This window comes from Raineyella fluvialis, from assembly GCF_009646095.1.
In the GTDB taxonomy this organism is placed as follows: Bacteria; Actinomycetota; Actinomycetes; order Propionibacteriales; family Propionibacteriaceae; genus Raineyella; species Raineyella fluvialis.
Genome location: NZ_CP045725.1, coordinates 2,292,451 through 2,314,031, shown reverse-complemented (window position 1 = coordinate 2,314,031; position 21,581 = coordinate 2,292,451). Strand labels below are relative to the sequence as shown.

Genomic DNA, 21,581 nt, shown 5'->3' with positions numbered 1-21,581 from the left:
TCAGTCGCGGCGGAACCGGCTGCGCACCCGTGCCGCACCGATGCGGGCCAGGCCACGGGCCTGGCCGGCGACCGAGCCGCGGGGATGGACCGGACTCCAGGGCAGGCGCGTGCCCGACCCCACCATGTGGTCGGCGATCTGCAGGGCGCCCGCGGTGGCGGCGGCCATGTGGTCGTCCCCGAAGCCGGTGGCGACATGGATGCCGTTGCTGCGTAGGCCGACCTCACCGACCAGGGGCAGCCCGTCGTAGCTGCGATAGCAGTCGTACTGCCACCGGTGGGTGATCTCCAGGTCCGGCAGGTGCGACGCCACCCAGGCCCCGAGCTCCTCCGCCGCCGGCCGGTCGCCCCGGCCCGCGACGTGGGCCCTCCCGGCCACGACGACCTGGCCGGGCCGGAACCCCGGCCGCAGCACGTACGGTCGCTCCGGGTCGTCGATCAGCCGATAGGCCGCGTCGAGGTCGTAGCCGTGACCGGCCAGGGCGTGCACCGTGGTCGGGAGCAGCCGCGGGCCGACGAGCCCGAAGTCGGGCTCCGGCACACCGGTGGCGAGCAGGACGGAGCCGGCCCGGACCACCGCGACGTGCTCCACACCGGCCTCGTCGCGGCCGGTGAAGTGGGCCTGGATCGGGGCGCCGGGGACCAATCGGGCCAGCCGGCTGCCCTCGTGGATGAGACCTCCGCCGGCGACCACGGCGCGGCCGAGTGCCTCGGCGTACTGGCGGGGTTGGAGCGCCAGCGCGCCGTCGACCCGGATCGACGGCCGGGTGGCGAAGGGCAGGCCGGGTTTGTCGTCAGTCCGTGGGTCGACACCGGCGGCCCGCATCGCGAACCGCTCCCGCTGCAACTGGTGGGCCTGGTGGGCGTCCTCGACGACGGCGTGACTGGGCAGCGTCCGGGTGGGCACGCCTCCGGCGGCGGCCTCGTGGCCGATGAAGTCCAGGGCCCGTTCGAGCTCCGCCACGTACCTCATGACGGCGTCACTGCCGTGGGTCTCCTCGATCACCTGGCAGGAGACACCGTGCAGGATCGAGGCGACCCCCGGCGTGGAGGCACTGGTGCCGGCACCGATCCGCGCGGCGTCGACCACCACGACGCTCGCCCCCGCACGCGTGGCGGCCAGCGCCGTGGTGAGACCGACGATGCCCGCCCCAACGATCAGCACGTCACAACTGACGTCATCCACCGGTCCACAGGTCCGGGAGCTGGTCCCCCACGGCGGCGTGGTCATCAGCGGGTGTTCGGCGGCAGGCATGCCCACAGACTAGCGACCCACCTGCGTTCGCGAAGGCGGCTCAGGCCGGGCCGGCGCCCCAGGCGTTCTGCCGCTCGCGGCGCTCGGACTCGATCAGCTCCTGCTCGAGGTCGAGGGCCGGATGCGCGTGGGCCGGGTAGCTCACCGGGCGGGCCGGGACCCCGGCGACTGTGGTGAACGCGGGCACGTCGGACAGCACGACACTGCCGGCACCGATCTTGGCGCCCTCGCCGACCTTGATGTTGCCGAGCACCTTCGCGCCGGCCCCGATCATCACGCCACGCCCGATCTTCGGGTGCCGATCGCCACCGACCTTGCCGGTGCCGCCCAGGGTGACCTCGTGCAGCATCGAGAAGTCGTCCTCGATGACCGCGGTCTCGCCGATCACGATGCTGGTGGCGTGGTCGAAGAGGATGCCCTTGCCGATCCGAGCGCCCGGGTGGATGTCGACGGCGAACGCCTCGGAGGTGCGGCTCTGCAGGTAGAGCGCCAGCGCCTGACGATCGTGGATCCAGTACCAATGGGCGATGCGGTGCGCCTGCAGGGCGTGGAAGCCCTTGAAGTAGAGCAGCGGCTGCGAGTACCCGCGCGTTGCCGGGTCGCGGGAGAGCACCGCGGCCAGGTCCTCGCGCACGGCGATCCCGATCCCCGGCTCCGCGTCCAGCGCGGCCTTGATCATGTCGAACAGGGTCAGCTCGGTGAGCGTGGTGCTGTTCAGCTTGCTCGCCAGGATGTGGGCGAGCGACGACTCAAGGTCGGGGTGGCCCAGCACGACGGAATGCAGGAAGCTCGCCAGAGCCGGTTCCTGGGCCGCGTCGCGCGCCACCTCTTCACGGACCCGCTGCCAGATGTGATCGGTCATCCCAAGTGTCCTTTCGACGGCCTCGGCGACAAGGAGCTCCAAGGCGTACGCAAACTTATGGATACCATCACGCAAACTGAATATCAAGGGTTGTGCCAATACCCCCGGGGTTCATGGGTGCTCGAGTTGGTCCTTCGCCTTCGCGAGTGCCGCCACCTCGGCGTCCATCGTCTTCTGCACCGGCCCGGCCATCAGCAGTGCCTTGACGCCGTCCAGGTCGGCGGCGAGGTCGAACACGACCCGGGTGCCGCCCTCCACCGGCTCGAAGAGGTACTCCCCGCGCGGACGTACCGGGCCGGCGATGGTCTCGAACGCGACGCGCCTGCCGGCCTCGTACGCCGTCAACCGGATGTCGGCCCTGATCGGCCGGCCACCCGGGCCCGCCACCGACTGCTCGTAGACCGTGCCCACGCCGAGGTCCTCCCCGACGCGACGGATGGAGATCACCCCGGAACGCCACCGCGGGCTGTTCTCCGCATCGGCGAAGAAGGCGAACACGTCGTCCACCGGACGATCGATCAGAACGCTGGCGGAGGCCGCCACATGCTTGCTCATGCCTGGATCCTCGCACCGAACGGCGTCGGTCGCGCGGAGGTCAGCGTCGTGCCTCGACCACGTTGGTGTCCCGGTCGTTCGACACACTCACCGCCACGGCGGCGAAGCCCACGCCTCGAAGGATCGCGGCGGCCGGCTCCGTCTGGTCCTCACCCACTTCGACGAGGAACCACCCATCCGGCAGCAGGCGCGACAGCAGGTGCGGTGCGACCCGGCGCAGCGGATCCAGCCCGTCCCACCCGCCGTCGAGCGCGACCAACGGCTCGTAGTCCCGGGCGTCACGCGGCAGGTACGGGAGCCGCGCTGTCGGGACGTAGGGCAGGTTGGCGACGATCACGTGGAACCGCTCCGGGGCCAGGGCGGCCGGCGAATCAGCCAGCACCACCCGCGCGGGTGGTGGCAGGTTGATCCGGGCACAGCCAACAGCCACGGGATCGATGTCCATCGCGGTGATGTCAAGCGCCCCGACGTGATGCGCCACGAGGGCCGCCACCGCGCCGCTCCCGCAGCCGAGATCGAGCAGCCGGTCGCCCGGGCTGAGGTGCCGCAGGGCACGTTCCACCAGGTACTCAGTGCGGTGCCGGGGGATGAATACTCCGGAGGTGACCCTGATCCGTAGGTCACCGAACCAGGCGTACCCGACGAGGACCTCGACAGGGACACCGTCGGCGCGCCGGTCGACCAGTTCGGTCAGTTCGCTCGACCCGCTCGCGGCGGCCACCAGGGCAGCGAGTTCATCCTGCGGGAACACCGATCCGGACCGGCGGAGCGTGTCGAGCAGTCTGCGCGTGAGCCCCGACGAGGGGGCGAAATCCATGCCGATGAGGGCATCCTATGGGCCGCTCTACCCACAGGATCCTGAGAGCAGCCCCCACTCTCTACGAACGCGGTGTGTAGTTCTTGTGTCTGCCCTGTGTTTGGGGCTGGTGTGACCTCGGTCACGCGCCGTACCTTTATCGAAAGTCGACGTCTTCGTCCAGCAGGACGGACGTCACCGCGGTGGCCGATCAAGGGGGGCAGGAAATGCCGACACGGCGGGAATTCTTGATGGTGAGCAGCGGAGTGGTGGCCGCTGCAGGATTGCGGGGCTTTGCGCCTCGCACCAGGGCGGCAGCGGCCGTCAGCGTAGCCGGAAGCCTGACGCCCTACCTCGATCCGATGCCACGGTTGACCGACAACCTCGTCGACATCACGGCCGGTGGATCCCAGACGCTGACGGCGACCCTCGTACAGCGCCAGGTGCACAGCCAGTTCCCGAAGCCGACGACGCTCTTCGGGTACACACGGGTCGGGGGACCCGCAGCGGACACGGCGTCGGCGTCGTACCTCGGACCGATCTTGATGGCCAAGCGTGGCCACCCGGTGACGGTCAACTACGTCAACAACCTGCATGATCAGGACTACCTGAGCGTGTTCGGCAACGCCAACAGCTACACCCAGTGGACGGAGAACCACACGGGGACCGGAATCCTGACCCACCTGCACGGTGGTTTCGTCGCCGGGGTGAACGACGGCAATCCGTTCGCCTCCTCCCCCGCCGGGTACGGAAGTTTCCAAACGGCTGATTACCCCAACGAGCAACCGGCGGCGGGGCTGTGGTTCCACGACCACCTCCTGGGCGCCACCCGATTGAACGTCGTCGCCGGGCTTGCCGGAGGCTACCTCTTGCGCGACGACTGGGACAGCGGCTCCAGAGCGGATCTGCCCCAAGGGCCGTACGAACTGCCACTGGTCATCCAGGACCGGCGCTTCAACGCGGACGGCTCCCTGCTCTACCCCACCAACCCCGCCAGTCTGAACGGGCCGTGGATCCCGGAGTACTTCGGGGACGTGATGCTGGTCAACGGCAAGGTCTGGCCCCACCTGGACGTGGAACCGGCGGTCTACCGCTTCCGGTTCCTCAACGGCTGCAACGCGCGCATCATGTCCCTGAAGATGAACGCCCCGATGTTCATCATCGGCACCGAACTGGGCCTCCGGCCTACGGCACCGTTACCAGCCAGCCGCCTGACGATGGCGCCGGCCGAGCGCTTCGACGTCCTCGTGGACTTCACCCGTCTCGCCGGTAAGACCATCCTCCTGCAGAACTCGAACCCACCGACCCCGATCAGTAACCCGGCGCCCAACCTGTCACAGGTGATGCAGTTCCGGGTGAAGCCTGTGGCGTCCGGCGGAGCACTGAAGACCGTGATCACCACCCTGCCTCCGCCTGAGGCGACACTGACAGAACTGATCAGCATCGGCGCCCCCAACCCGAGGGGCCTCAGCGGCGTCAGAAACCGGATGATCACCCTGAACGAGGTCGGGGCAAACACGCCGTCGTGGACGATGAATCTGAACGGTGCCGGTTACATGTCCGCGACACCTCACGTGGAGCAGTTGAACGTCGGCGAGGTCGAGGACTGGTACTACGTGAACACCACGCCGGACACCCACCCGATGCACACCCACCTCTTCGGATTCACGGTGCTGGGCCGCTACACCTTCGACGTAGCCGGTTATGTCGCGAAGTACGGGACCACCCACGGCGTCCCCCGACAGGATGTCACGACGCTGGTGCCCTTCCTGAAGTCGGCTCTCCAACCACCAGCCCCCGAGGAGGCCGGGTTCAAGGACACCGTCAAGGCCAACCCTGGCCAGGTCACCGTGGTGCGCGCCAAGTTCAGCCTCCCCACCACCGCGACCGATACCCCGCAGAGGTACGTGCACCACTGCCATATCGTCGAGCACGAGGACAACGACATGATGGAGCGGTTCGAGGTGTCCTAGACGCAGCACCGCCACGGCGCCGTCCGCACCGGCCAGTCGTGACGCCTGGATCCGGCGACGCCGGCACCGGCGCCTTCGGCGGCGGCCAGTCGGTCCTATCAGGGTCAGCGGCGTACGTCCGGGGGATCGTCCGAGAGCGGCAGTCCCGCCTCGATCCACGCTTCCACGCCGCCGATCATGTCTGTCGCCCGCTGCAGGCCGATCGACCGAAGGGACGCCGCGGCCAGTGAGCTGCTGTAGCCCTGTCGGCACACGACGATGACCTGGGTGTCCGGCCCCGCCAGCTCGGGGATCGAGTGGCGCCCGCCCGGCTGCAGGCGCCACTCGAGAACTGTCCTGTCGATGCAGATCGCCCCGGGGAGTGCTCCTCGTTCGGCGCGCTGCTCCGACGTACGGATGTCGACCAGCAGCGCACCCCCACGCCACGCCGCCACGGCCTGCTCCGGAGTCAGTCGTTCGAGCCCGCGTCGGGCGTGTTCGAGCACCGTCTCGAGACCGGCAGCGATCTCGCCCGGCTCCTCCCGGGTGACCGCCACTGGGCTGTCGACCGTCGCGCGCGCCAGACGGGCCAGGCGCCGCTGCATCCGGGGACCGGCCCGGTGACGTCTGGTCCCCGCACCGACGCGAGGACGGACCGGGGTGCCGGCGGCGAGGAATCGGCGCGGCCGAGCGACTCCCTGGGATGGCGACCCGGCGCGTTCGGCGCCGATCGGCGATGCAGACATGGCAGGTCCTGAGGGTGAGACCCGGATGGGTGACCTCAGTGTAAGGGTCGCCTCACGCCCCTCAACAGCCCTCAAAGGCCGGCTCGACGCCGAGCCGGAGAAGGGCTGCTTGGTGATCGACGTCACGGTCGCCGCGTGCGACCATAGGCCCATGGACCAGGTTTCGAGGTTCTACGGGGGCCCCGGCGGGCTGGTGGCGGCGATCAGTTCCGCCCTGGACTCCGCTGGCCTGGACCGTACCCAGCTGCGGCCTGCCGACCTCGCCCCGGTCGACGAGTTCCACATCCGAGGTCGTGCGGCGTCCCTGGAGATCGTCGAGGCCCTCGGGCTGGGGGCCGGCTCGCACGTGCTCGACCTCGGGAGCGGACTGGGCGGTCCCGCTCGGACGCTCGCCGAGCTGACCGGGTGCACGATCACCGGCGTCGACCTCACCCCGGAATTCTGCGAGGTGGCGACGGCGCTCTCGGAGTGGACGGGCATGGCCGCCCACACCCGCTTCCGGGTGGGCGATGCGACCGCCACCGGCCTTCCGGACGGCTCTGTGGACGGTGCGCTGACCGTGCACGTCGCGATGAACATCTCCGACAAGCCGGCGCTCTACGCCGAAGCCTTCCGGGTGCTTCGACCGGGCGGCAGGTTCGTCGTCTACGACGTGCTGCAGGGTGAAGGCGGCGACGTCCACTACCCCGTTCCGTGGGCCCACGACTCCTCCACCAGCTTCCTCGCCACCCTGGACGACATGCGCGAACTGCTCCCAGCGGCCGGTTTCGACGTCCTCTCGGAGGTCGACTCGTCGGACGAGAGCCTCGTCTGGTTCCGGCAGATGCGGGCCCGGATCGAGCGGGACGGACCGCCACCAGTCACCTTTGCCGCCTTCCTGGGGGACGCGTTCGGGCAGATGGCCGCCAATCAGGTGGCCAACCTCGCCGAGCGCCGCATCCGCACCGTCATGTACACCTGCTCGCGACCGTTGTGAGTACCCGCTACAGGGTGTAGATCTCGTTCAGGATGCTCGCTCGTTCCCGTCTTACTTCGCGAGGCGGCCGTACACCTCCTCCGTAACCGGTTCGAGCCATTCGTTGCTGATGCTTTGGCCCGGGGTGATGAATGCCAGGTGGCTGAACCAGGAATCGGCTTTCGCGCCGTGCCAGTGCTTGGTGCCAGCGGGGACGCGGATCACGGTGCCCGGTTCCATGCTCACGGGCTCCTCGCCCTGGGCCTGGTACCAGCCGGATCCGGCCGTGCACAGCAGGATCTGGTCGCCACCGCCGTTCGTGCCGTGGTGGATATGCCAGTTGTTCCGGCAGCTCGGTTCGAAGGTCACGTTGCTGACCGGGACGCTCCCGTCAGTCAGGGGTGCGAGGTAGCTCTGGCCAATGAAGTACTGAGCGAAGGCGTCGTTCGTGTCCCCTATCGGGAATATCTGGTCAGTGCCGTCTCTCATGCTGTTCTCCTTCTGTCATCAGCGGCCGACGTAGGCCATGTGTTCGGCGTTGTAGCGGTCTCCACTCACGCCGATCCGCCGGACGAGAGCGTCGAGGTCGGCGCGCTCGTCGGCGGACAACGCGACCTGGGTCGAGGCGGCGTTCTCGCGGATGCGCTCGATGCGGCGGGTGCCAGGGATCGGTGCGATCCAGCTCTGTTGCGCGAGGAGCCACGCCAGCGCGATCTGTCCCGGCGTCGCACCTTTCGCCGCAGCGAGGGCCTTGACGTGGTCGACGAGCTTCAGGTTGGCGGCGAGGTTCTCCGCCTCGAACCGGGGAACCCGGCTGCGGATGTCGCCCTCGGCGAAGGAGGTGGATGAGTCCACGGTGCCGGTGAGGAAGCCCTTGCCGAGCGGGCTGAACGGCACGAACCCGATGCCCAGCTCCGCGAGCGTCGGCAGTACCTCCGCTTCGGGATCGCGGGTCCACAGCGAGTATTCGCTCTGCACGGCGGTGACCGGCTGAACGGCGTGGGCGGTGCGGATCGTGGCGGCGGACGCCTCCGAGAGGCCGAAGTGGCGGACCTTGCCCTGGGCGATCAGCTCCCCGACGGTGCCGGCGACATCCTCGATCGGTATCTGCGGGTCTACTCGGTGCTGATAGAACAGGTCGATCACCTCCGTACGCAGCCGCTTCAGCGAGGCTTCGGCGACGCGGCGGATCTGCTCGGGCCGGCTATCGAGGCCGACGCTCTTCCCGTCCTTGATGTCCCACCCGAACTTCGTGGCGATCACGACCTGGTCGCGGATCGGTTCGAGGGCTTCGCCGACGAGCTCCTCGTTCACGTAGGGGCCGTAGACTTCGGCCGTGTCGAAGAAGGTGACGCCTTCCTCGACGGCGGAGCGCAGCACCGCGATCATCTGATCTCGATTGCCGGGGTTGGGGCCGTAGCCCTGGGACATGCCCATCGCGCCGAGCCCGATCGCGGAGACCTGAAGGCCCTGTCCGAGTGTCCTGGTGTGCATGCTTACTCCTTCGTCGTGATGGTCTCGTCGCGCACCGGGCGCGGCAATGGCGGGGCGGCGGCGAGGCTTGCCAGCAGCCGCAGCCGCTCATCGCTGGGCGAGCCACGCTCCGCCGTGTAGATGAGGAACGACAGACCCGGCTCTGCGGTCAGCTCCAAGCCCTCGTAGGTAAGAGTCAGATCTCCGACAGCATGATGGTGGAACTCCTTCGTCCCAGAGCCGTGCCGGCGCACGTTGTGCGCGCCCCACCGGGTCCGGAACGCGTCACTGCGGGTGGAGAGCTCTCCAACCAAGTCCTGCAACTGCTTGTCCCGGGGATCGTGGCCGGCCTCGGCACGCAGGATCGCCACGGTGATGTCTGCGGCCTTCTCCCAATCCGGGTAGAACGTCCTGGCCCGCTCGTCGAGGAAGCAGAAGCGGGCGAGGTTGCCCTGCCCTGCCCCGTCGAAGACCTCGTCGTAGAAGGCGCGGCCCAGGGCGTTGGTCGCCAGGATGTCCATGCGGCCGTTGCGGACGAACGCCGGACCATCCGTGACAGCGTCCAGCGCACGGGTCAGGCTCTCTCTCGCCGTCCAAGTCTTCGGCTTGCGTCGCCGAACGGTCTGCGCGCCACCGTTCGCCGCCCGCGCTAGATCGAAGAGGTGCTCGCGCTCGGCATCGTCGAGCTGCAGGGCTCGCGCGACCGACTCCAGCACCGCATCGGAGACCCCGAGCAGATTGCCGCGCTCGATCTTGGCGTAGTACTCGGGACTCACGTCTGCGAGCATCGCGACCTCGCTGCGACGCAGCCCTGCCACCCGCCGGTGCCCAGCGGCAGTCAGACCCGCCTGCTCGGGGCTGAGATTGGCCCGACGGGACATGAGGAACTCCCGCGCTTCGTCCCTGGTGTCCATGACCTCAACGGTATTCGGGCTTCTTCTCGCCAGGGAGTCTCCACTGGTACACCCCTCACCAGAGCCTCCCTCCGGGCGCAGGTACGCGGTGTCATAGGGGCAGGTACGCGGTGTCATAGGGGTATCCGCGAAGCGCGAGACCGAGAGGAACAATCATGAGCGACACCAAGAGCACCGGGTGGAGCGGCGGGAAGAACGCCTTCGGCGACTTCGCCCCCGGAATGGTCCACTACACCGACGCCGTGCTGTTCGACGAGGTCTGGGAGCGTGAGGGCCTGTCCAAGCGGGACCGCAGCCTCGTCACGGTCGCTGCACTGACCGCGATGGGCAAGACCGACCAGCTGCGGTTCCACCTCGACTTCGCCCGCCAGAACGGCGTCACCGAGGACGAGTTGAAGGAAGCCCTCCTGCATCTCGCGTTCTACACCGGCTGGCCCCACGGCATGGGTGCGATGACGGTGCTCAAGACGGTCATTGAAGCTGGAGAGGGTGAACGAATCGGTCGTTGATCGTACGGCTCGCCAGAGAGACCCACTCCGCACCATCGCTTGCGCCGCTCGTGCGGGGGTGTTCGAACAGTACGCCTGGCAGCAGGTCCAGAGCCCGCTCAACGATCGAGATCAGCGAAGACTAAAGGGCGACGATCCGGCTCGTCGAGCCCTTCGCCGCCCTGGCACCAGCACCGACATCTGCCGATGTCAGGTGTTCTAGTACGTCTTGAATTGTGGAGCATAGGGGATTCGAACCCCTGACCTTCTCATTGCGAACGAGACGCGCTACCAACTGCGCCAATGCCCCTTGTCAGCCGTCACCGGAGTGTCCCGACAGGACTGGAACTCTAGCACCACCCCGCCGAGTCCCCAAACCGGCAGGTCATTCACCGACGGCCCGCAGCTTCGGCCGCCGCGAAGCCCGCTCACCATCCGCCCGGCGCGCATCGAGCGCCACTGGGACGTCACCCTGGGCCCGGTCCATCGCCGCGTTGAGATCGGTGCTGGCCAGGTCGATCGTCCGCACGCTCCGCGCGACGATCGGCCGCTGGACGTACGTCGGCGCGGTGACCGGCACCGGCTCCCACAGCGAGGGCGTGGCATGGCGGGACGGGAGGCCCTCTAACAGCGGCTGGCGCACCGAGACCAGGTCACGGGAGGTGCGGGAGGCGTCCGAGCCCGCCTCGCCGGGGCCCTCAGCGACCGCCTGCAGCTCCGCACGGCTGATCGCGAGCGTACGTTCCTGGTTGCCGGTCCGCAGTGCGTCGATCCGGCGGCCCAGCTCGCGTTCCACCAGCACCACACTCACCCGCAGGCCGACCACGGCCGCCACCAACAGGGCACCGGCCCCGGCGCAGAGCCACCAGGGCCACCAGCGCGCGAGGCAGCCGGCGACGATGAGCAGGTCGACGAGCAGCACGCCGAGCAGGGCCCTGCGACGGATCCGGACGGCGGCCACCTCGATCCTGCGCAGGCGGGCCAACTCCGCCCGCCGGGTGAGCCTGGTCGAGATCTCCGCCCGGGCGAACGGCTTGCCCTCGGCGTCCACCAAGGGCACCGACGCGTCCTGACCGGCGCCGTCCGGGGCCGGGGCAGGGGCAGGGGCTCGGAGGATGCGGACCGCCCCGCCGATCTGTTCGGCGGGATCGCGGACCTCTTCCTCGACAGCGCGCGGGACGGAGAGGAATTGCGGTACGCCGAAGGCCAGCCACGCCACGGCCACCACAGCGATGATCACTCCCGTCAGTCCCACACCCCGAACGGTACGGGGTGCGTCGTTATCGGTCCGTGATCCCTGGCGGAGTGTCGGGCAGCTCGTCGTTGCGACCTGCCGTGGGCCCCCCGATGAGCCCCGCCGCGCGCCCTGATCCAGTCAGCCGCGCGACCAGTCCCCCGGGGCCGATCTCGTCCGCATTGAGGGCGTAGACGAGGTGGTCACGCCACTCCCCGTCGATGTGCAGGTAGGCGGGGCGCATCCCTTCGCCGCGGAAGCCCAGCTTCTCCACGACGCGCCGGCTGTTGACGTTCTCGGGGCGGATGACGATCTCCATCCGGTGCAGGCCCAACGGGCCCAGACAGTGGTCGGTGGCCATCGCGACGGCCAGCGGGATGATGCCGCGACCGGCCCAACGCTCGTCCACCCAGTAGCCCAACTGCGCCCACTGCGCCGAGCCGCGGGTGATGCCCGACACCGTCAACTGACCGGCCAGCACCCCGGGTCCGCGCGGGTCCCCCTCGTCCACCGGGTCGTACCAGACGAGCCACGGCAACGTACGCCCCGCCCGCGCCTGGCGGAGCAGGTCGCGGGTCATCTCGGCGAAGCTGCTGGGCGCCGAGGCCGCGGCCTGCGGGGGAACCGTCGCCTCCCACGGCCGCAACCAGGCGTCGTTGCGCTCGTGCACCTCAGTCCAGACCCGGCCGTCACGACGCCGGATCGGCCGCAGCGCGACCCGGCCACGGCGTACGGACACCGGCCAGGTGGTGTCGAGCGGCCCGGTCACGCGTCGGGCCTCGGGTGGTCGCCACCCCGGACCTGGTCCAGGGCATGGGGCAGCACATCCGCGAGCACGGCCAGACCGTCGGCGACACCGCCACGGGAGCCGGGGAGATTGACCACCAGGGTGGCTCCGGCGAGGCCGACCAGTCCGCGGCTCAGCACCGCGGTCGGCACACCGTTAGCCACCCCGCGGGCGACGATCGCGGCCGCCAGAGCGGGGACCTGCCGGTCGAGCAGCGGCGCGGTCTCCTCCGGAGTGGTGTCCGTGGGCGCCAACCCGGTGCCCCCGGTGGTCACCACGACGGCGGGGGCGTCAGCGATCGCCTCGCGCAGTGCCGCTCCCACCAGCGGGCCGTCGGGGACGACGACGGGATCGGGACACTCCAGGCCCAGCGCCCGCAGCCCGGCGACGGCCGCCGGGCCGGACCGGTCCTCGTACGTCCCGGCCGCGGCGCGGGTGGAGCAGGTGATGACCACGGCGCGCGAGGTCACGTCGCGCTCCAGTCGCCGCTGCGCCCGCCGGCCTTCGCGACCACCCGGACATCGGTGATGGTGGCGTGCTTGTCGACCGCCTTCACCATGTCGATCAGGGTCAGGCAACCCACGCTGACCGCGGTGAGGGCCTCCATCTCCACCCCGGTCCGCGACGTCGTCCGTACGCTCACCTCGATGCGGACACCCTCGTCGACCACCTCGAGGTCCACCGTGACGGAGCTGAGCGGCAGCGGGTGGCACAGCGGGATCAGGTCAGCGGTGTGCTTGGCCGCCTGGATCGCGGCGATCCGGGTCACGGCGAGGGCATCGCCCTTCGGCAGGGCGTCGTCACGCAGCGCGCTCACCGCCGCAGGGCTGAGCAGGACGACGCCGCGCGCCGTGGCCGTACGGGTGGTCACGGGCTTGCCCGAGATGTCGACCATCCGCGCGGCGCCCCGCTCGTCGAGGTGGGTCAGCGCCACCGGGGCGTCATCGCCCGAACTGCCGTCCATCGCCGCCTCACTCATCGTCGATCATCCAGATCTCCACGGGGTTGCCGGCCTCGACCACGTCGGTGCCGGCGGGGATGATGACCAGGGCATTGGCCCGGGCCAGGTCGCCGAGCTTGTGGGATCCTCCCCCACCCATCGGCGTCACGTGCCGGCGACCGTCCCGGGTGCTGGTCACCAGGCCGCGCTGGAACTGTGTCTTGCCCTTCGGGACCTGATGATGGTCCGGGTGAGGGCGTGGCCGACCGGGCGCACCAGCGGCTGGATCCCCATCATCTTGCGCAGCACCGGGCGGACGAACACCTCGAACGACACGAAGGCGCTCACCGGGTTGCCCGGCAGCATGATCACCGGGATGTTGTCGTCACCGATCAGCGCGAAGCCCTGAGGCTTGCCGGGCTGCATCGCGACCCGGCAGAAGTCCGTCGGCCCGAGCCGCGGCATGACCGCCTTGATCACGTCCCGGTCGCCCTCGCTGACCCCTCCGGTGGTGAGGATCAGGTCGGCGCGGACCAACTGGTCGGAGATCGCCTGCGCCACGACGTCGGGGTCGTCGCTGACGATCCCGACGCGGAACACCTGGGCGCCCTCGCTGCGCGCGAGCGCGGCGAGCATGAACGAGTTCGAGTCGTAGATCTGCCCCTCCCGCAGCTCGTAGCCGGGCTGCACGAGTTCGGAACCGGTGGAGATCACCACCACACGGGGTCGTGGCCGGACCAGCACCTGGTCGATCCCGATGCCGGCGAGCATCCCGATCTGGCGCGGCCCGAGGCGGTCGCCGACAGCGGCGATGTGGTCCCCGACGGCGATGTCCTCGCCGATGTGGCGGATGCTGTCACCGACCTCGGGGGCATGCAGGAAGGTCGCCGACTCCGCCCCGCGATCCGTGTGCTCGTACGGCACCACCGCATCCGCGCCGGGCGGCACCGGCGCCCCGGTCATGATCTTCACGACGGTTCCCGGCTCCAGCTCCGCACCGGCCACGTCACCGGCGGTGATCGACCGGACGACGGGCAGGGCGACCGGGTGTGCCCGGGAGGCACCCTCGAGGTCCTCGGCGCGCACGGCATACCCGTCCATCGCCGAGTTGTCGAACCGCGGCAGGTCCAGGTCGGCGACGATCTCCTCGCACAGGCTGAGCCCGACCGCATCGAGCAGCGACTGCCCGAACGCGGGCAGCTCGCGCACCATCGACAGCACGTACGCCCGGTGGTCCTCCACCGACCGCAGGCCGTCGACGTCCGGTTCCGGACGAGGGGGTAGACCAGGCTTCGGACGGGGATCGACGCTCGCCTCGTCGTCGGCCTGCTTCTTCCGGCGGAACAGTCCCATGCCCGTAGGATAGGCGAGTGGCACTCCCTCCCCCCTCCACCCCCGACGGCCTGTCCCGGGTCGACCTCGATGCCCTGTCCCGGGCGAAGGACGTCCTCCGCGACGCGGTGGTGACCCGGCGGGGCATGCGGACCGGGGCGGAGCGCGAGGTGGACGACGCCGCCCGCTTCGGCCACCTGCGCGATCTGCTCGGGGATGCCCTCGGGCCTGATCTCGTGGTGGCGGCCTACCTGTCGGTCGATCCGGAGCCCTCCACCCTCGGCATCGTCGAGTGGCTGCACGGCCACCAGGTCCGGGTACTGCTCCCTCTCCTCGCCCGCCCCGCCGACGGCGGCCGACGTCCCAGCCCCGACTGGGCGGTCTACCGCGGTACCGACCACCTCCGGCTGGCGCTGCGCGGGATCCCGGAACCGACCACCCCGGCCCTCGGCGCGGGCGCGCTGGCCGAGGCGGAGCTGATCCTCTGCCCGGGACTGGCCGGGACACGGCGGGGGAACGTCTGGGCACCGGTGGTGGCTGGTACGACCGGGCCCTGGAACACGCCGGCGCCGAGGCGGTCACCTGCCTGTTCCTCAATGAGGACGAGATGATGCCCTCGTTGCCGGTGCAGCCCTGGGACCGGGAGATGGACCTGGTGATCACCCCCAGCGGGCTGATCAACTGCCTCGCCGTCCGCGAGGCGGAGACCGGCGGCGACTGAGACCCGCAGGCGCGGCACCGGGGCGCCGGTGTCGCAGCTGTTCCGCCTGTCAGTACCGGTCGCACGGGCCGGGAACACTCCGGGGTCACAATGACGTTACTCCGGGCAGTATCCTTCTGGATCGTCCCCGTCCCCCACCGAACGAGATGTGCCCATGCCCCGTTACCAGTACCACTGCACCAGCTGCGGCCGCGACCTCGAGGTCCGCCAGTCCTTCAGCGAGCCGGCCCTGACGGTCTGCCCGACCTGCCAGGGTGACCTCCGCAAGGTGTTCAACGCTGTCGGTGTCGTCTTCAAGGGTTCGGGGTTCTACAAGACGGACAGCCGCAGCGGGTCGAGCGCCTCGATCCCGGCCGGGACCAGCACGTCGTCCGCCAGCACCACGTCCTCGACCGAGTCGACCTCGAGCACTCCCGCTCCGGCGACCGTCGGCGCCTCCGCCGGATCGTCTGACTGACCCGACTCGCCCGACGTGAGGCCGGCGTAGGGCGGTCGACGGGGCGGTCCTGCCCCTAGGCTGTGCGCATGCAGAACATCAGGGAGTTCATCGATACCCTGCATGCCCAGGGCTACACCGTCCGCGACGACCAGGGATCCGACCCGGACCTGATCGACCCGGGCGGCTCCGCGGTGGAGACCTGGCGTGAGGACTACCCGTACGACACGCGGATGACCCGCGAGGAGTACGACGTCGAGAAGTACCTGCTGCAGATCGAGCTGCTCAAGTTCCAGTACTGGACCCAGGACCACAACCTCAAGCACATCATCGTGTTCGAGGGACGTGACGCCGCCGGCAAGGGCGGCACGATCAAGCGCTTCCAGGAGCACCTCAACCCTCGCTACGCCCGCGTCGTCGCCCTGGCCAAGCCGTCCGACCGCGAGCTGGGCCAGTGGTACTTCCAGCGCTACGTACGTCACTTCCCGACCACCGGGGAGATCGTGATGTTCGACCGCTCGTGGTACAACCGCGCCAATGTGGAGCGTGTGATGGGATTCTGTACCCCCGCCGAATACGAGATCTTCATGGAGCAGGCACCGCAGATGGAGCGGATGCTGATCCAGTCGGGCACCTCACTGACCAAGCTGTGGTTCTCGGTCACCCAGCACGAGCAGCGCACCCGCTTCGCGATCCGCCAACTCGACCCGGTCCGGCAGTGGAAGCTGTCCCCGATGGACATCGCCTCGCTGGACAAATGGGACGACTACACCGAAGCCAAGGAGCAGATGTTCCTGCGCACGGACACCGACTGGGCGCCCTGGACCACGATCAAGTCGAACGACAAGAAGCGGGCCCGGATCAACGCGATCCGGTTCTTCCTCAACCAGTACGACTACGACGGCAAGGACACCGACGTGGTGTTCACGCCCGATCCCAACATCGTCCGCCGTGGCCGGGAGGCCGTCGGCGACTGAGCCGGGTGGAGCAGCCTGTGGACAATCGCCGACGCAGACCCCCGGTGTCCCACAACCAGGCGTGCCGACCGCAACGCCCCACTCCCCTTCCCTGCTCTCCTGGACCCGCGCCCTGCGACGCTTCGTGGCGTGGCATCGCCGCTCCCTGGCGGCAGTGCTGACCTTCGTCGCCGTCCTGGGCGCCCTGCGCGTATTCGCGGCCCCGCCGGGTGGCGGTGCCCAGGTCGTCGTCCTCACGGCCGACGTCACCGGGGGCAGCGCCCTGTCCCGCACCCAGCTCACCCTCCGGTCCGTCCCCCCGGACCTGGTCCCGGGCGGCGCGGTGACGGCTCTCGACCAGGCCGAGGGACGTACGCCCGCCGGCCCGTTGACGGCGGGGACGATCCTCACCGCCTCCGCCCTGGTCGGCCCCGGCCTGGCGGGCCTGTCGTCCGGGCACGTGGCGGTGCCCGCGCGCCTTGCGGACCCAGGCATCGTGGCGGTCCTGAGGGTCGGGGACGTCATCGACGTGCTGGCCACCGACCCCTCCTCGGGCGAGGTGCGACGGGCGGCGACACGGGCGCGGGTGGCCTCGATCCCCGCCCAGGGCGACACGGGACCGCTGTCGGCCTCCAGCAGCCAGGACGTGCTGGTCCTCCTCGACGTCACCGCCCAGGAGGCGGTCGAGGTGACCCGGGCGGCGGCCACCGCACGGCTCAGCGTGGTCCTCCCCGGTTCCTCGCAGTCCGCACCCCAGGGCCCCGTCGCGCCTTAGGGTGAGAGCGCGAGGAACCGAAGGAGGTCCGATGAGCTTCTATGTGGCCGATGAGATCGCCTCCCAGCCGAACTGCTGGGAGCAGGCGATCGGCATGGTGGACGCGGTGCGCGACCTGCTGCCACGAGCGGGCGAGCGCGTCGCGTACGTCGGCTGCGGCACCGCGTGGAACATTGCCCAGTCGATCGCCTGGCTACGGGAGGACAGCGAACAAGGACAGAGCGACTCCTACGTCGCGAGCGAGTTCCCCTACCGGCGCAGCTTCGACCGCGTCGTCGTGCTGTCCCGCTCCGGCGACACCCTGGACGTGGTGGCGCTCCTGGACCAGCTGGGCGGACGGATCCCGACGCTGGCCTTCGTCGGCGTCGAGGAGTCGACCATCGGCTCCCTCTGCGACGCCCGCGTCACCCTGCCGTTCGCGGACGAGGCCGGCTACGCGCAGACCCGCTTCGCCACCAGCGTCCTGGCCCTGCACCGGGCCTGGCTGGGACACGACATGGTCCCGGTCATCGCCCAGGCCCGCGAGGCGCTCAAGGAGAAGCTCGACGAGCGGCACGTGGCCGCCGAACAGGTGACGTACCTGGGCAGCGGCTGGACGATCGGTCTGGCCTCCGAGGCGGCGCTCAAGTTCCGGGAGAGCTCCGCGAGCTGGGCGGAGTCGTACCCGATGCTGGAGTATCGCCGGGGACCCATCGCGGTGGCCCAGGCCGGCCGGCTCGTGTGGCTCTTCGGCCCCGCCCCGGAGGGGCTCGGCGAGCAGATCCTCGAGACCGGCGCAGCGCTGGTCGAGTCCACCAGGGACCCGCTGGCGGAGCTCGTCGTCACCCAGCGTCTGGCCCTCGGCCGGGCGATGAAGCTCGGCCTCAACCCGGACCGGCCCCGTTACCTGCGCAAGTTGCCCGCGGGGCTCGTCGACCCCGTCCTTGCCGACGCGATGTCCGCACACCGCGCCAGGCTGGGCTGACCGCCTAGGATGTCCCTGTGAGCGACCTCATCGACACCACGGAGATGTACCTGCGGACCATCTTCGAACTGGGCGAGGAGGGGATCGTCCCGATGCGTGCCCGGATCGCCGAGCGGTTGCACCAGAGCGGCCCCACGGTCTCCCAGACGGTGGCCCGGATGGAACGCGACGGGCTGCTGACCGTCCGCAACGACCGCCACCTCGAGCTGACCGCCGAGGGACACGAGCGGGCCATGCGCGTGATGCGCAAGCACCGATTGGCCGAGCGCCTGCTGTCGGACGTCATCGGTCTGGACTGGGAGCTCGTCCACGACGAGGCGTGCCGGTGGGAGCACGTGATCTCCGACGAGGTGGAGCGCAAGCTCGTGACGATCCTCCACACCCCGGTCGATTCCCCGTACGGCAACCCGATCCCGGGCCTGGACGAACTCGGCGTCGCCGGATCCGACCACCAGGAGCCCGCGGCGGTCAACCTGGTCGATCTGCTCGACCGGCCTGTCGCCGGTCCCGCGGCCAGGATCGCGGCGGTCGTGGTGCGCTTCAGCGAACAGCTGCAGACCGACCCGCAGGTGCTGGCGACGCTCCACGAGGCGGGTGTCGCGCCCGGCGTGTCGGTCGAGGCCTTCGCCGTCCCGAACGGCATCGCCCTGGTCCCGGAAGGACTGCCCGGCTGTGAGCTCGCCCGCGAGGCCGCGGCCTTCGTCTTCGTCGCACCCACCGGTACCGCGTGAGCGGGCGATGACCGCGACCCTGCACCTGCTGCCCCTGCCAGACGCCGTCGTCGCGCTCGTCGGCCACCACTGGTACGACGCCGCGGCATCGATGTTGGCGGCCAGGGTGGCCTCGGCGGTGCCCGGCGACGATCGGGCCCTGCTCGAGACGGCCGGACAGCTGGCCACGGCGGCCAAACGGGTCCTTGACCTCGACGCCGAGGACTTCGGACCGATCGCCGCCGGCTTCCAGCAGCCGTGGGCCGCGTCCCTGGCGTCAGCACGCTTCCCCCTGGAGCCGCGGGAGGCCAACCGGGGAGCGCTCGGGTCGTTGGTCCCCCTCTACGAGCTGATGCTCGAGGTGGTCCAGCTCCGCTCCGCCCGGCAGGAGTCCCTGCAGGTCGTCGTCACCGCGCATCTGATCGGCGAATACCTCGGGCACCTGGCCTGGCAGGGCACCCTCGGCCACGCCGGCGACCCCGCCCGGATGCGTGAGTCGACCGACGGACTGTGGGGCAGCGACGACCCCGGCTGCCCTCACACCTCGGCCCAGCGGGCCACCGCCAAGCGCTCGCTCAACGCCTGCGACGGTGACGTGGCGGGCTACACGGCCTATCTGGACCGCTTCCATTCCCGGCTCGGCGATGCCTTGTCGGTCTGTGCGATGAACCACGACACCATCGACGCGGGCGAACGACCCGACGTCGGCGAGACCTGTCCCGCCCCGTGTGAGTTCGCGCGGCGCCGTCCACTCCCCGAGCGCCGCCACCTGGACGCGCGGGTACGCCTCGCGAAGATCTACCAGGACTCCCGCATCGTCGCCCTGCGCCATCACGCCCCGGTCGGGCACTTCTTCGGGGTGCCCTCCGTCGCCGAGATCTCCGAGGCCTGGCTGAGCACCTGGGACAGGCTGACCCAACAGTGGCCCGACGGCGGCAATCCCCTGCTGGCCGCCGATGCCCCTCGTGTCGTCGTCCCCGATGAGGCGCTGCCGGGCCTGTCGGCCCTGGTCTCGGCGGTCGCCGACCGGCCCATCGGCCCCGGGCACGTCATCGAGGACATCGGAGCGGACGTCATCGCGCTGTTCGACGATGTGGACGAACGTCCAACCCGCGTCTGACACCGTCGCCGACGTGGCAGAGTTGGCCCATGGGATTGTTCTCACGGAGCGCGGACGAGGTCGACTGGCACAGGTACCTGAGCCAGTTCCACCGCGAGCACGTGGGGGCGATCGAGGAGTTGCTCCAACGGATCGAGTCCGGCGGCCGTAGCCCCTACAGTTGGCTGGCCCGAGCCGTCTCGGAGTCGTCGACGATGGTCCTCGACCTGGCCTGCGGGACCGGCGGCGTCGGCCGGGAACTGGCCCGTCGGGGCCGTACGGTGATCGGGGTCGACATGTCGGCCCACGAGCTCGCCGAAGCGCACCGGCGTACGCCCGAGGGGGTCTTCCTCCGTGCCGACGCCCGGCACCTGCCACTCCGGGACGGAAGCATGCAGGCGGTGGTGTCGAGCTTCGGCTTCGCCGTCGTCCGTCCGATGCCCGTCCTGGCGCGCGAGGTGGAGCGGGTGCTGGCCCCCGGCGGGGTGGTGGCGATCATGTCGCCGTCGTGGCAGGCGATGCAGCTGCACGACATCCCGATCGTGTCCAAGCTGATGTCGATCCTGCACTCCACGCCGCATTTCCCCTCCGGCCGCTCCCAGCCCGGACTGCCGTCACTGTTCGCCGCCCACGGCATCCGCAAGGTCGAGGACGCGAAGGAGCGCTACACCTACACGGTCCGCACCCGCGAGGACGCCGAGCGGCTGCTCGAGGCGCTCTACCTGCCGGGGGTCGCTGCCGCCCGGATCAGCCGCGCCATCGACACGCTCACCGAGAACGCCTACCGCCGTCCGGTCCACATCACGGTGCCGATGCGCCGCTTCGTCGGCATCAAGTGACGCAGGGGGTCCGCTAGGCTGGACGCGTACCCGCCTGTCGCCCGGACCGCTGGGCTCGCGGAGCGGAACGACACCCACGACGCGGGAATACTGAGGGCGCCGCGACTGTTGCACCCCCGTACGGCGCAGCTGCCGACGCCACAGCCGCGCCCACGCGCGACCGTCAACGGAAACGAGAGACACCCATGGCCACCACGAACCTGAGCAACGACGACTTCATGAAGACCGTCGATGAGAACGAGATCGTCCTCGTCGACTTCTGGGCCGACTGGTGTGGCCCGTGCAAGCGCTTCGCCCCGGTGTACGAGAAGGTCTCGGAGGAGAACACCGACATCGTCTTCGGCAAGGTCGACACCGAGGCCGAGCAGGAGTTGGCGATGAACTTCCAGATCACCGCGATCCCGACCCTGATGGCCTTCCGTCAGGGGATCCTGCTGTTCAACCAGGCCGGCGCCATGAACGGCTCCTCGTTGAAGTCCCTGATCTCCCAGATCAAGGAGCTCGACATGGACGAGGTCAAGGCGCAGGCCAAGCCGATGGCCTGAGCCCTCGCAGGCTTAACGGCCCCTGACGCCTCGCGCCCCGTACCTTCCGACACGGACGGTACGGGGCGCGGCGTTTGTCCACTCCTGGCGGCCCCGAGAGGATTCGAACCTCCGACGCACGGTTTAGGAAACCGTCGCTCTATCCCCTGAGCTACGGGGCCATGACCTTGCCAACACTAGCCGACGACCGGTGGCCGTCCCGGCATCCGCCCATCCACCGGTCGCGAAGCCGGGGACCCTCCCATCCA

At 69.8% G+C, this 21,581-nt stretch carries 24 protein-coding genes, 2 tRNA genes and 2 pseudogenes; 12 read left to right on the top strand and 16 right to left on the bottom strand.

The window, feature by feature from the left end; all coding sequences use genetic code 11:
• The 4 genes from Rai3103_RS10520 to Rai3103_RS10505 form a co-directional block, all read right to left on the bottom strand.
• The gene (locus Rai3103_RS10520) at nt 1–1,254 is read right to left on the bottom strand and encodes an NAD(P)/FAD-dependent oxidoreductase (protein ID WP_153572571.1); all 1,254 of its coding nucleotides are present in this window, start codon (nt 1,252–1,254) and stop codon (nt 1–3) included.
• A 40-nt stretch (nt 1,255–1,294) separates the two neighbouring features.
• The gene (cysE, locus tag Rai3103_RS10515; RefSeq protein ID WP_153572570.1) at nt 1,295–2,116 is read right to left on the bottom strand and encodes a serine O-acetyltransferase; all 822 of its coding nucleotides are present in this window, start codon (nt 2,114–2,116) and stop codon (nt 1,295–1,297) included.
• A gap of 111 nt (nt 2,117–2,227) precedes the next feature.
• Nucleotides 2,228–2,671 carry an SRPBCC family protein gene (locus tag Rai3103_RS10510; protein ID WP_153572569.1) on the bottom strand — a complete coding sequence of 148 codons (444 nt, stop codon included), beginning with the start codon at nt 2,669–2,671 and terminating at the stop codon, nt 2,228–2,230.
• A 40-nt stretch (nt 2,672–2,711) separates the two neighbouring features.
• Entirely contained in the window at nt 2,712–3,488 is a 777-nt protein-coding gene (locus tag Rai3103_RS10505) for a N5-glutamine methyltransferase family protein (protein WP_153572568.1), read from the bottom strand.
• 350 nt (nt 3,489–3,838) lie between these two features.
• On the opposite strand from Rai3103_RS10505, the gene Rai3103_RS10500 reads away from it, so the two are divergent.
• Entirely contained in the window at nt 3,839–5,440 is a 1,602-nt protein-coding gene (locus Rai3103_RS10500) for a multicopper oxidase family protein (protein ID WP_194793094.1), read from the top strand.
• A gap of 104 nt (nt 5,441–5,544) precedes the next feature.
• On the opposite strand, the gene Rai3103_RS10495 is transcribed toward Rai3103_RS10500, so the two are convergent.
• Entirely contained in the window at nt 5,545–6,165 is a 621-nt protein-coding gene (locus Rai3103_RS10495; protein WP_228488846.1) for a rhodanese-like domain-containing protein, read from the bottom strand.
• Nucleotides 6,166–6,316: 151 nt separating this feature from the next.
• Here Rai3103_RS10495 and Rai3103_RS10490 point away from each other — a divergent pair, with 151 nt between their 5' ends.
• A complete protein-coding gene (locus Rai3103_RS10490) occupies nt 6,317–7,141 on the top strand; it encodes a class I SAM-dependent methyltransferase (RefSeq protein ID WP_153572566.1) in 825 nt (274 codons plus the stop codon).
• A gap of 51 nt (nt 7,142–7,192) precedes the next feature.
• Here the strand turns inward: Rai3103_RS10490 and Rai3103_RS10485 are convergent, their stop codons facing one another.
• From Rai3103_RS10485 to Rai3103_RS10475, 3 genes are read right to left on the bottom strand one after another with little or no spacing between them, the layout of a single operon-like run.
• Nucleotides 7,193–7,609 (bottom strand): cupin domain-containing protein, encoded by a 417-nt coding sequence (locus tag Rai3103_RS10485; protein WP_153572565.1) that lies wholly within the window; start codon nt 7,607–7,609, stop codon nt 7,193–7,195.
• Between the two features lie 18 nt (nt 7,610–7,627).
• Nucleotides 7,628–8,614: an aldo/keto reductase gene (locus tag Rai3103_RS10480; protein WP_153572564.1), complete on the bottom strand. Its 987-nt coding sequence runs from the start codon at nt 8,612–8,614 to the stop codon at nt 7,628–7,630.
• A 2-nt stretch (nt 8,615–8,616) separates the two neighbouring features.
• Nucleotides 8,617–9,507, bottom strand: coding sequence for a helix-turn-helix transcriptional regulator (locus Rai3103_RS10475; protein ID WP_153572563.1), 891 nt, complete (start codon nt 9,505–9,507; stop codon nt 8,617–8,619).
• 155 nt (nt 9,508–9,662) lie between these two features.
• On the opposite strand from Rai3103_RS10475, the gene Rai3103_RS10470 reads away from it, so the two are divergent.
• Nucleotides 9,663–10,016: a carboxymuconolactone decarboxylase family protein gene (locus tag Rai3103_RS10470; RefSeq protein WP_153572562.1), complete on the top strand. Its 354-nt coding sequence runs from the start codon at nt 9,663–9,665 to the stop codon at nt 10,014–10,016.
• Nucleotides 10,017–10,232: 216 nt separating this feature from the next.
• Here Rai3103_RS10470 and Rai3103_RS10465 read toward each other — a convergent pair.
• The 7 genes from Rai3103_RS10465 to glp all read right to left on the bottom strand — a co-directional run bounded on the left by Rai3103_RS10465 (nt 10,233) and on the right by glp (nt 14,309).
• A tRNA-Ala gene (locus Rai3103_RS10465) sits at nt 10,233–10,305 on the bottom strand.
• Between the two features lie 75 nt (nt 10,306–10,380).
• Complete coding sequence (locus Rai3103_RS10460; RefSeq protein ID WP_153572561.1) at nt 10,381–11,250, bottom strand: hypothetical protein; 870 nt, start codon at nt 11,248–11,250, stop codon at nt 10,381–10,383.
• 25 nt (nt 11,251–11,275) lie between these two features.
• Nucleotides 11,276–11,998 (bottom strand): GNAT family N-acetyltransferase, encoded by a 723-nt coding sequence (locus tag Rai3103_RS10455; RefSeq protein ID WP_228488845.1) that lies wholly within the window; start codon nt 11,996–11,998, stop codon nt 11,276–11,278.
• Nucleotides 11,995–12,486, bottom strand: a complete 492-nt coding sequence (locus Rai3103_RS10450; protein WP_153572560.1) for a MogA/MoaB family molybdenum cofactor biosynthesis protein — start codon at nt 12,484–12,486, stop codon at nt 11,995–11,997. Before Rai3103_RS10450 ends, Rai3103_RS10455 begins: the two co-directional genes overlap by 4 nt.
• A complete protein-coding gene (moaC, locus tag Rai3103_RS10445; RefSeq protein ID WP_153572559.1) occupies nt 12,483–12,995 on the bottom strand; it encodes a cyclic pyranopterin monophosphate synthase MoaC in 513 nt (170 codons plus the stop codon). The genes Rai3103_RS10450 and moaC overlap by 4 nt, the downstream gene beginning before the upstream one ends.
• Nucleotides 12,988–13,155, bottom strand: a complete 168-nt coding sequence (locus Rai3103_RS17790) for a hypothetical protein (RefSeq protein ID WP_239022339.1) — start codon at nt 13,153–13,155, stop codon at nt 12,988–12,990. Before Rai3103_RS17790 ends, moaC begins: the two co-directional genes overlap by 8 nt.
• Entirely contained in the window at nt 13,152–14,309 is a 1,158-nt protein-coding gene (gene glp / locus Rai3103_RS10440) for a molybdotransferase-like divisome protein Glp (protein ID WP_228488844.1), read from the bottom strand. The genes Rai3103_RS17790 and glp overlap by 4 nt, the downstream gene beginning before the upstream one ends.
• Nucleotides 14,310–14,434: 125 nt before the next feature.
• Here glp and Rai3103_RS10435 point away from each other — a divergent pair.
• The 9 genes and pseudogenes from Rai3103_RS10435 to trxA form a co-directional block, all read left to right on the top strand.
• A pseudogene (locus Rai3103_RS10435) lies at nt 14,435–14,895 on the top strand (5-formyltetrahydrofolate cyclo-ligase); the annotation flags it as partial.
• 268 nt (nt 14,896–15,163) lie between these two features.
• A complete protein-coding gene (locus Rai3103_RS10430; protein ID WP_153572558.1) occupies nt 15,164–15,466 on the top strand; it encodes an FmdB family zinc ribbon protein in 303 nt (100 codons plus the stop codon).
• A 68-nt stretch (nt 15,467–15,534) separates the two neighbouring features.
• The gene (gene ppk2 / locus Rai3103_RS10425) at nt 15,535–16,422 is read left to right on the top strand and encodes a polyphosphate kinase 2 (RefSeq protein ID WP_153572557.1); all 888 of its coding nucleotides are present in this window, start codon (nt 15,535–15,537) and stop codon (nt 16,420–16,422) included.
• A 61-nt stretch (nt 16,423–16,483) separates the two neighbouring features.
• Nucleotides 16,484–17,176, top strand: coding sequence for an SAF domain-containing protein (locus tag Rai3103_RS10420; protein ID WP_194793093.1), 693 nt, complete (start codon nt 16,484–16,486; stop codon nt 17,174–17,176).
• 31 nt (nt 17,177–17,207) lie between these two features.
• A complete protein-coding gene (locus Rai3103_RS10415) occupies nt 17,208–18,140 on the top strand; it encodes an SIS domain-containing protein (RefSeq protein WP_153572555.1) in 933 nt (310 codons plus the stop codon).
• Between the two features lie 17 nt (nt 18,141–18,157).
• Nucleotides 18,158–18,871 (top strand): iron-dependent transcriptional repressor DtxR, encoded by a 714-nt coding sequence (locus Rai3103_RS10410; RefSeq protein WP_153572554.1) that lies wholly within the window; start codon nt 18,158–18,160, stop codon nt 18,869–18,871.
• Nucleotides 18,872–18,878: 7 nt separating this feature from the next.
• Nucleotides 18,879–19,970 (top strand): hypothetical protein, encoded by a 1,092-nt coding sequence (locus Rai3103_RS10405; protein ID WP_228488843.1) that lies wholly within the window; start codon nt 18,879–18,881, stop codon nt 19,968–19,970.
• A gap of 29 nt (nt 19,971–19,999) precedes the next feature.
• Nucleotides 20,000–20,788 carry a class I SAM-dependent methyltransferase gene (locus tag Rai3103_RS10400; RefSeq protein ID WP_153572553.1) on the top strand — a complete coding sequence of 263 codons (789 nt, stop codon included), beginning with the start codon at nt 20,000–20,002 and terminating at the stop codon, nt 20,786–20,788.
• Between the two features lie 173 nt (nt 20,789–20,961).
• Nucleotides 20,962–21,333, top strand: a pseudogene (trxA, locus tag Rai3103_RS10395) (thioredoxin); the annotation flags it as partial.
• Nucleotides 21,334–21,418: 85 nt separating this feature from the next.
• Here trxA and Rai3103_RS10390 read toward each other — a convergent pair.
• Nucleotides 21,419–21,494, bottom strand: a tRNA-Arg gene (locus Rai3103_RS10390).
• Between the last annotated feature and the right edge of the window lie 87 nt (nt 21,495–21,581).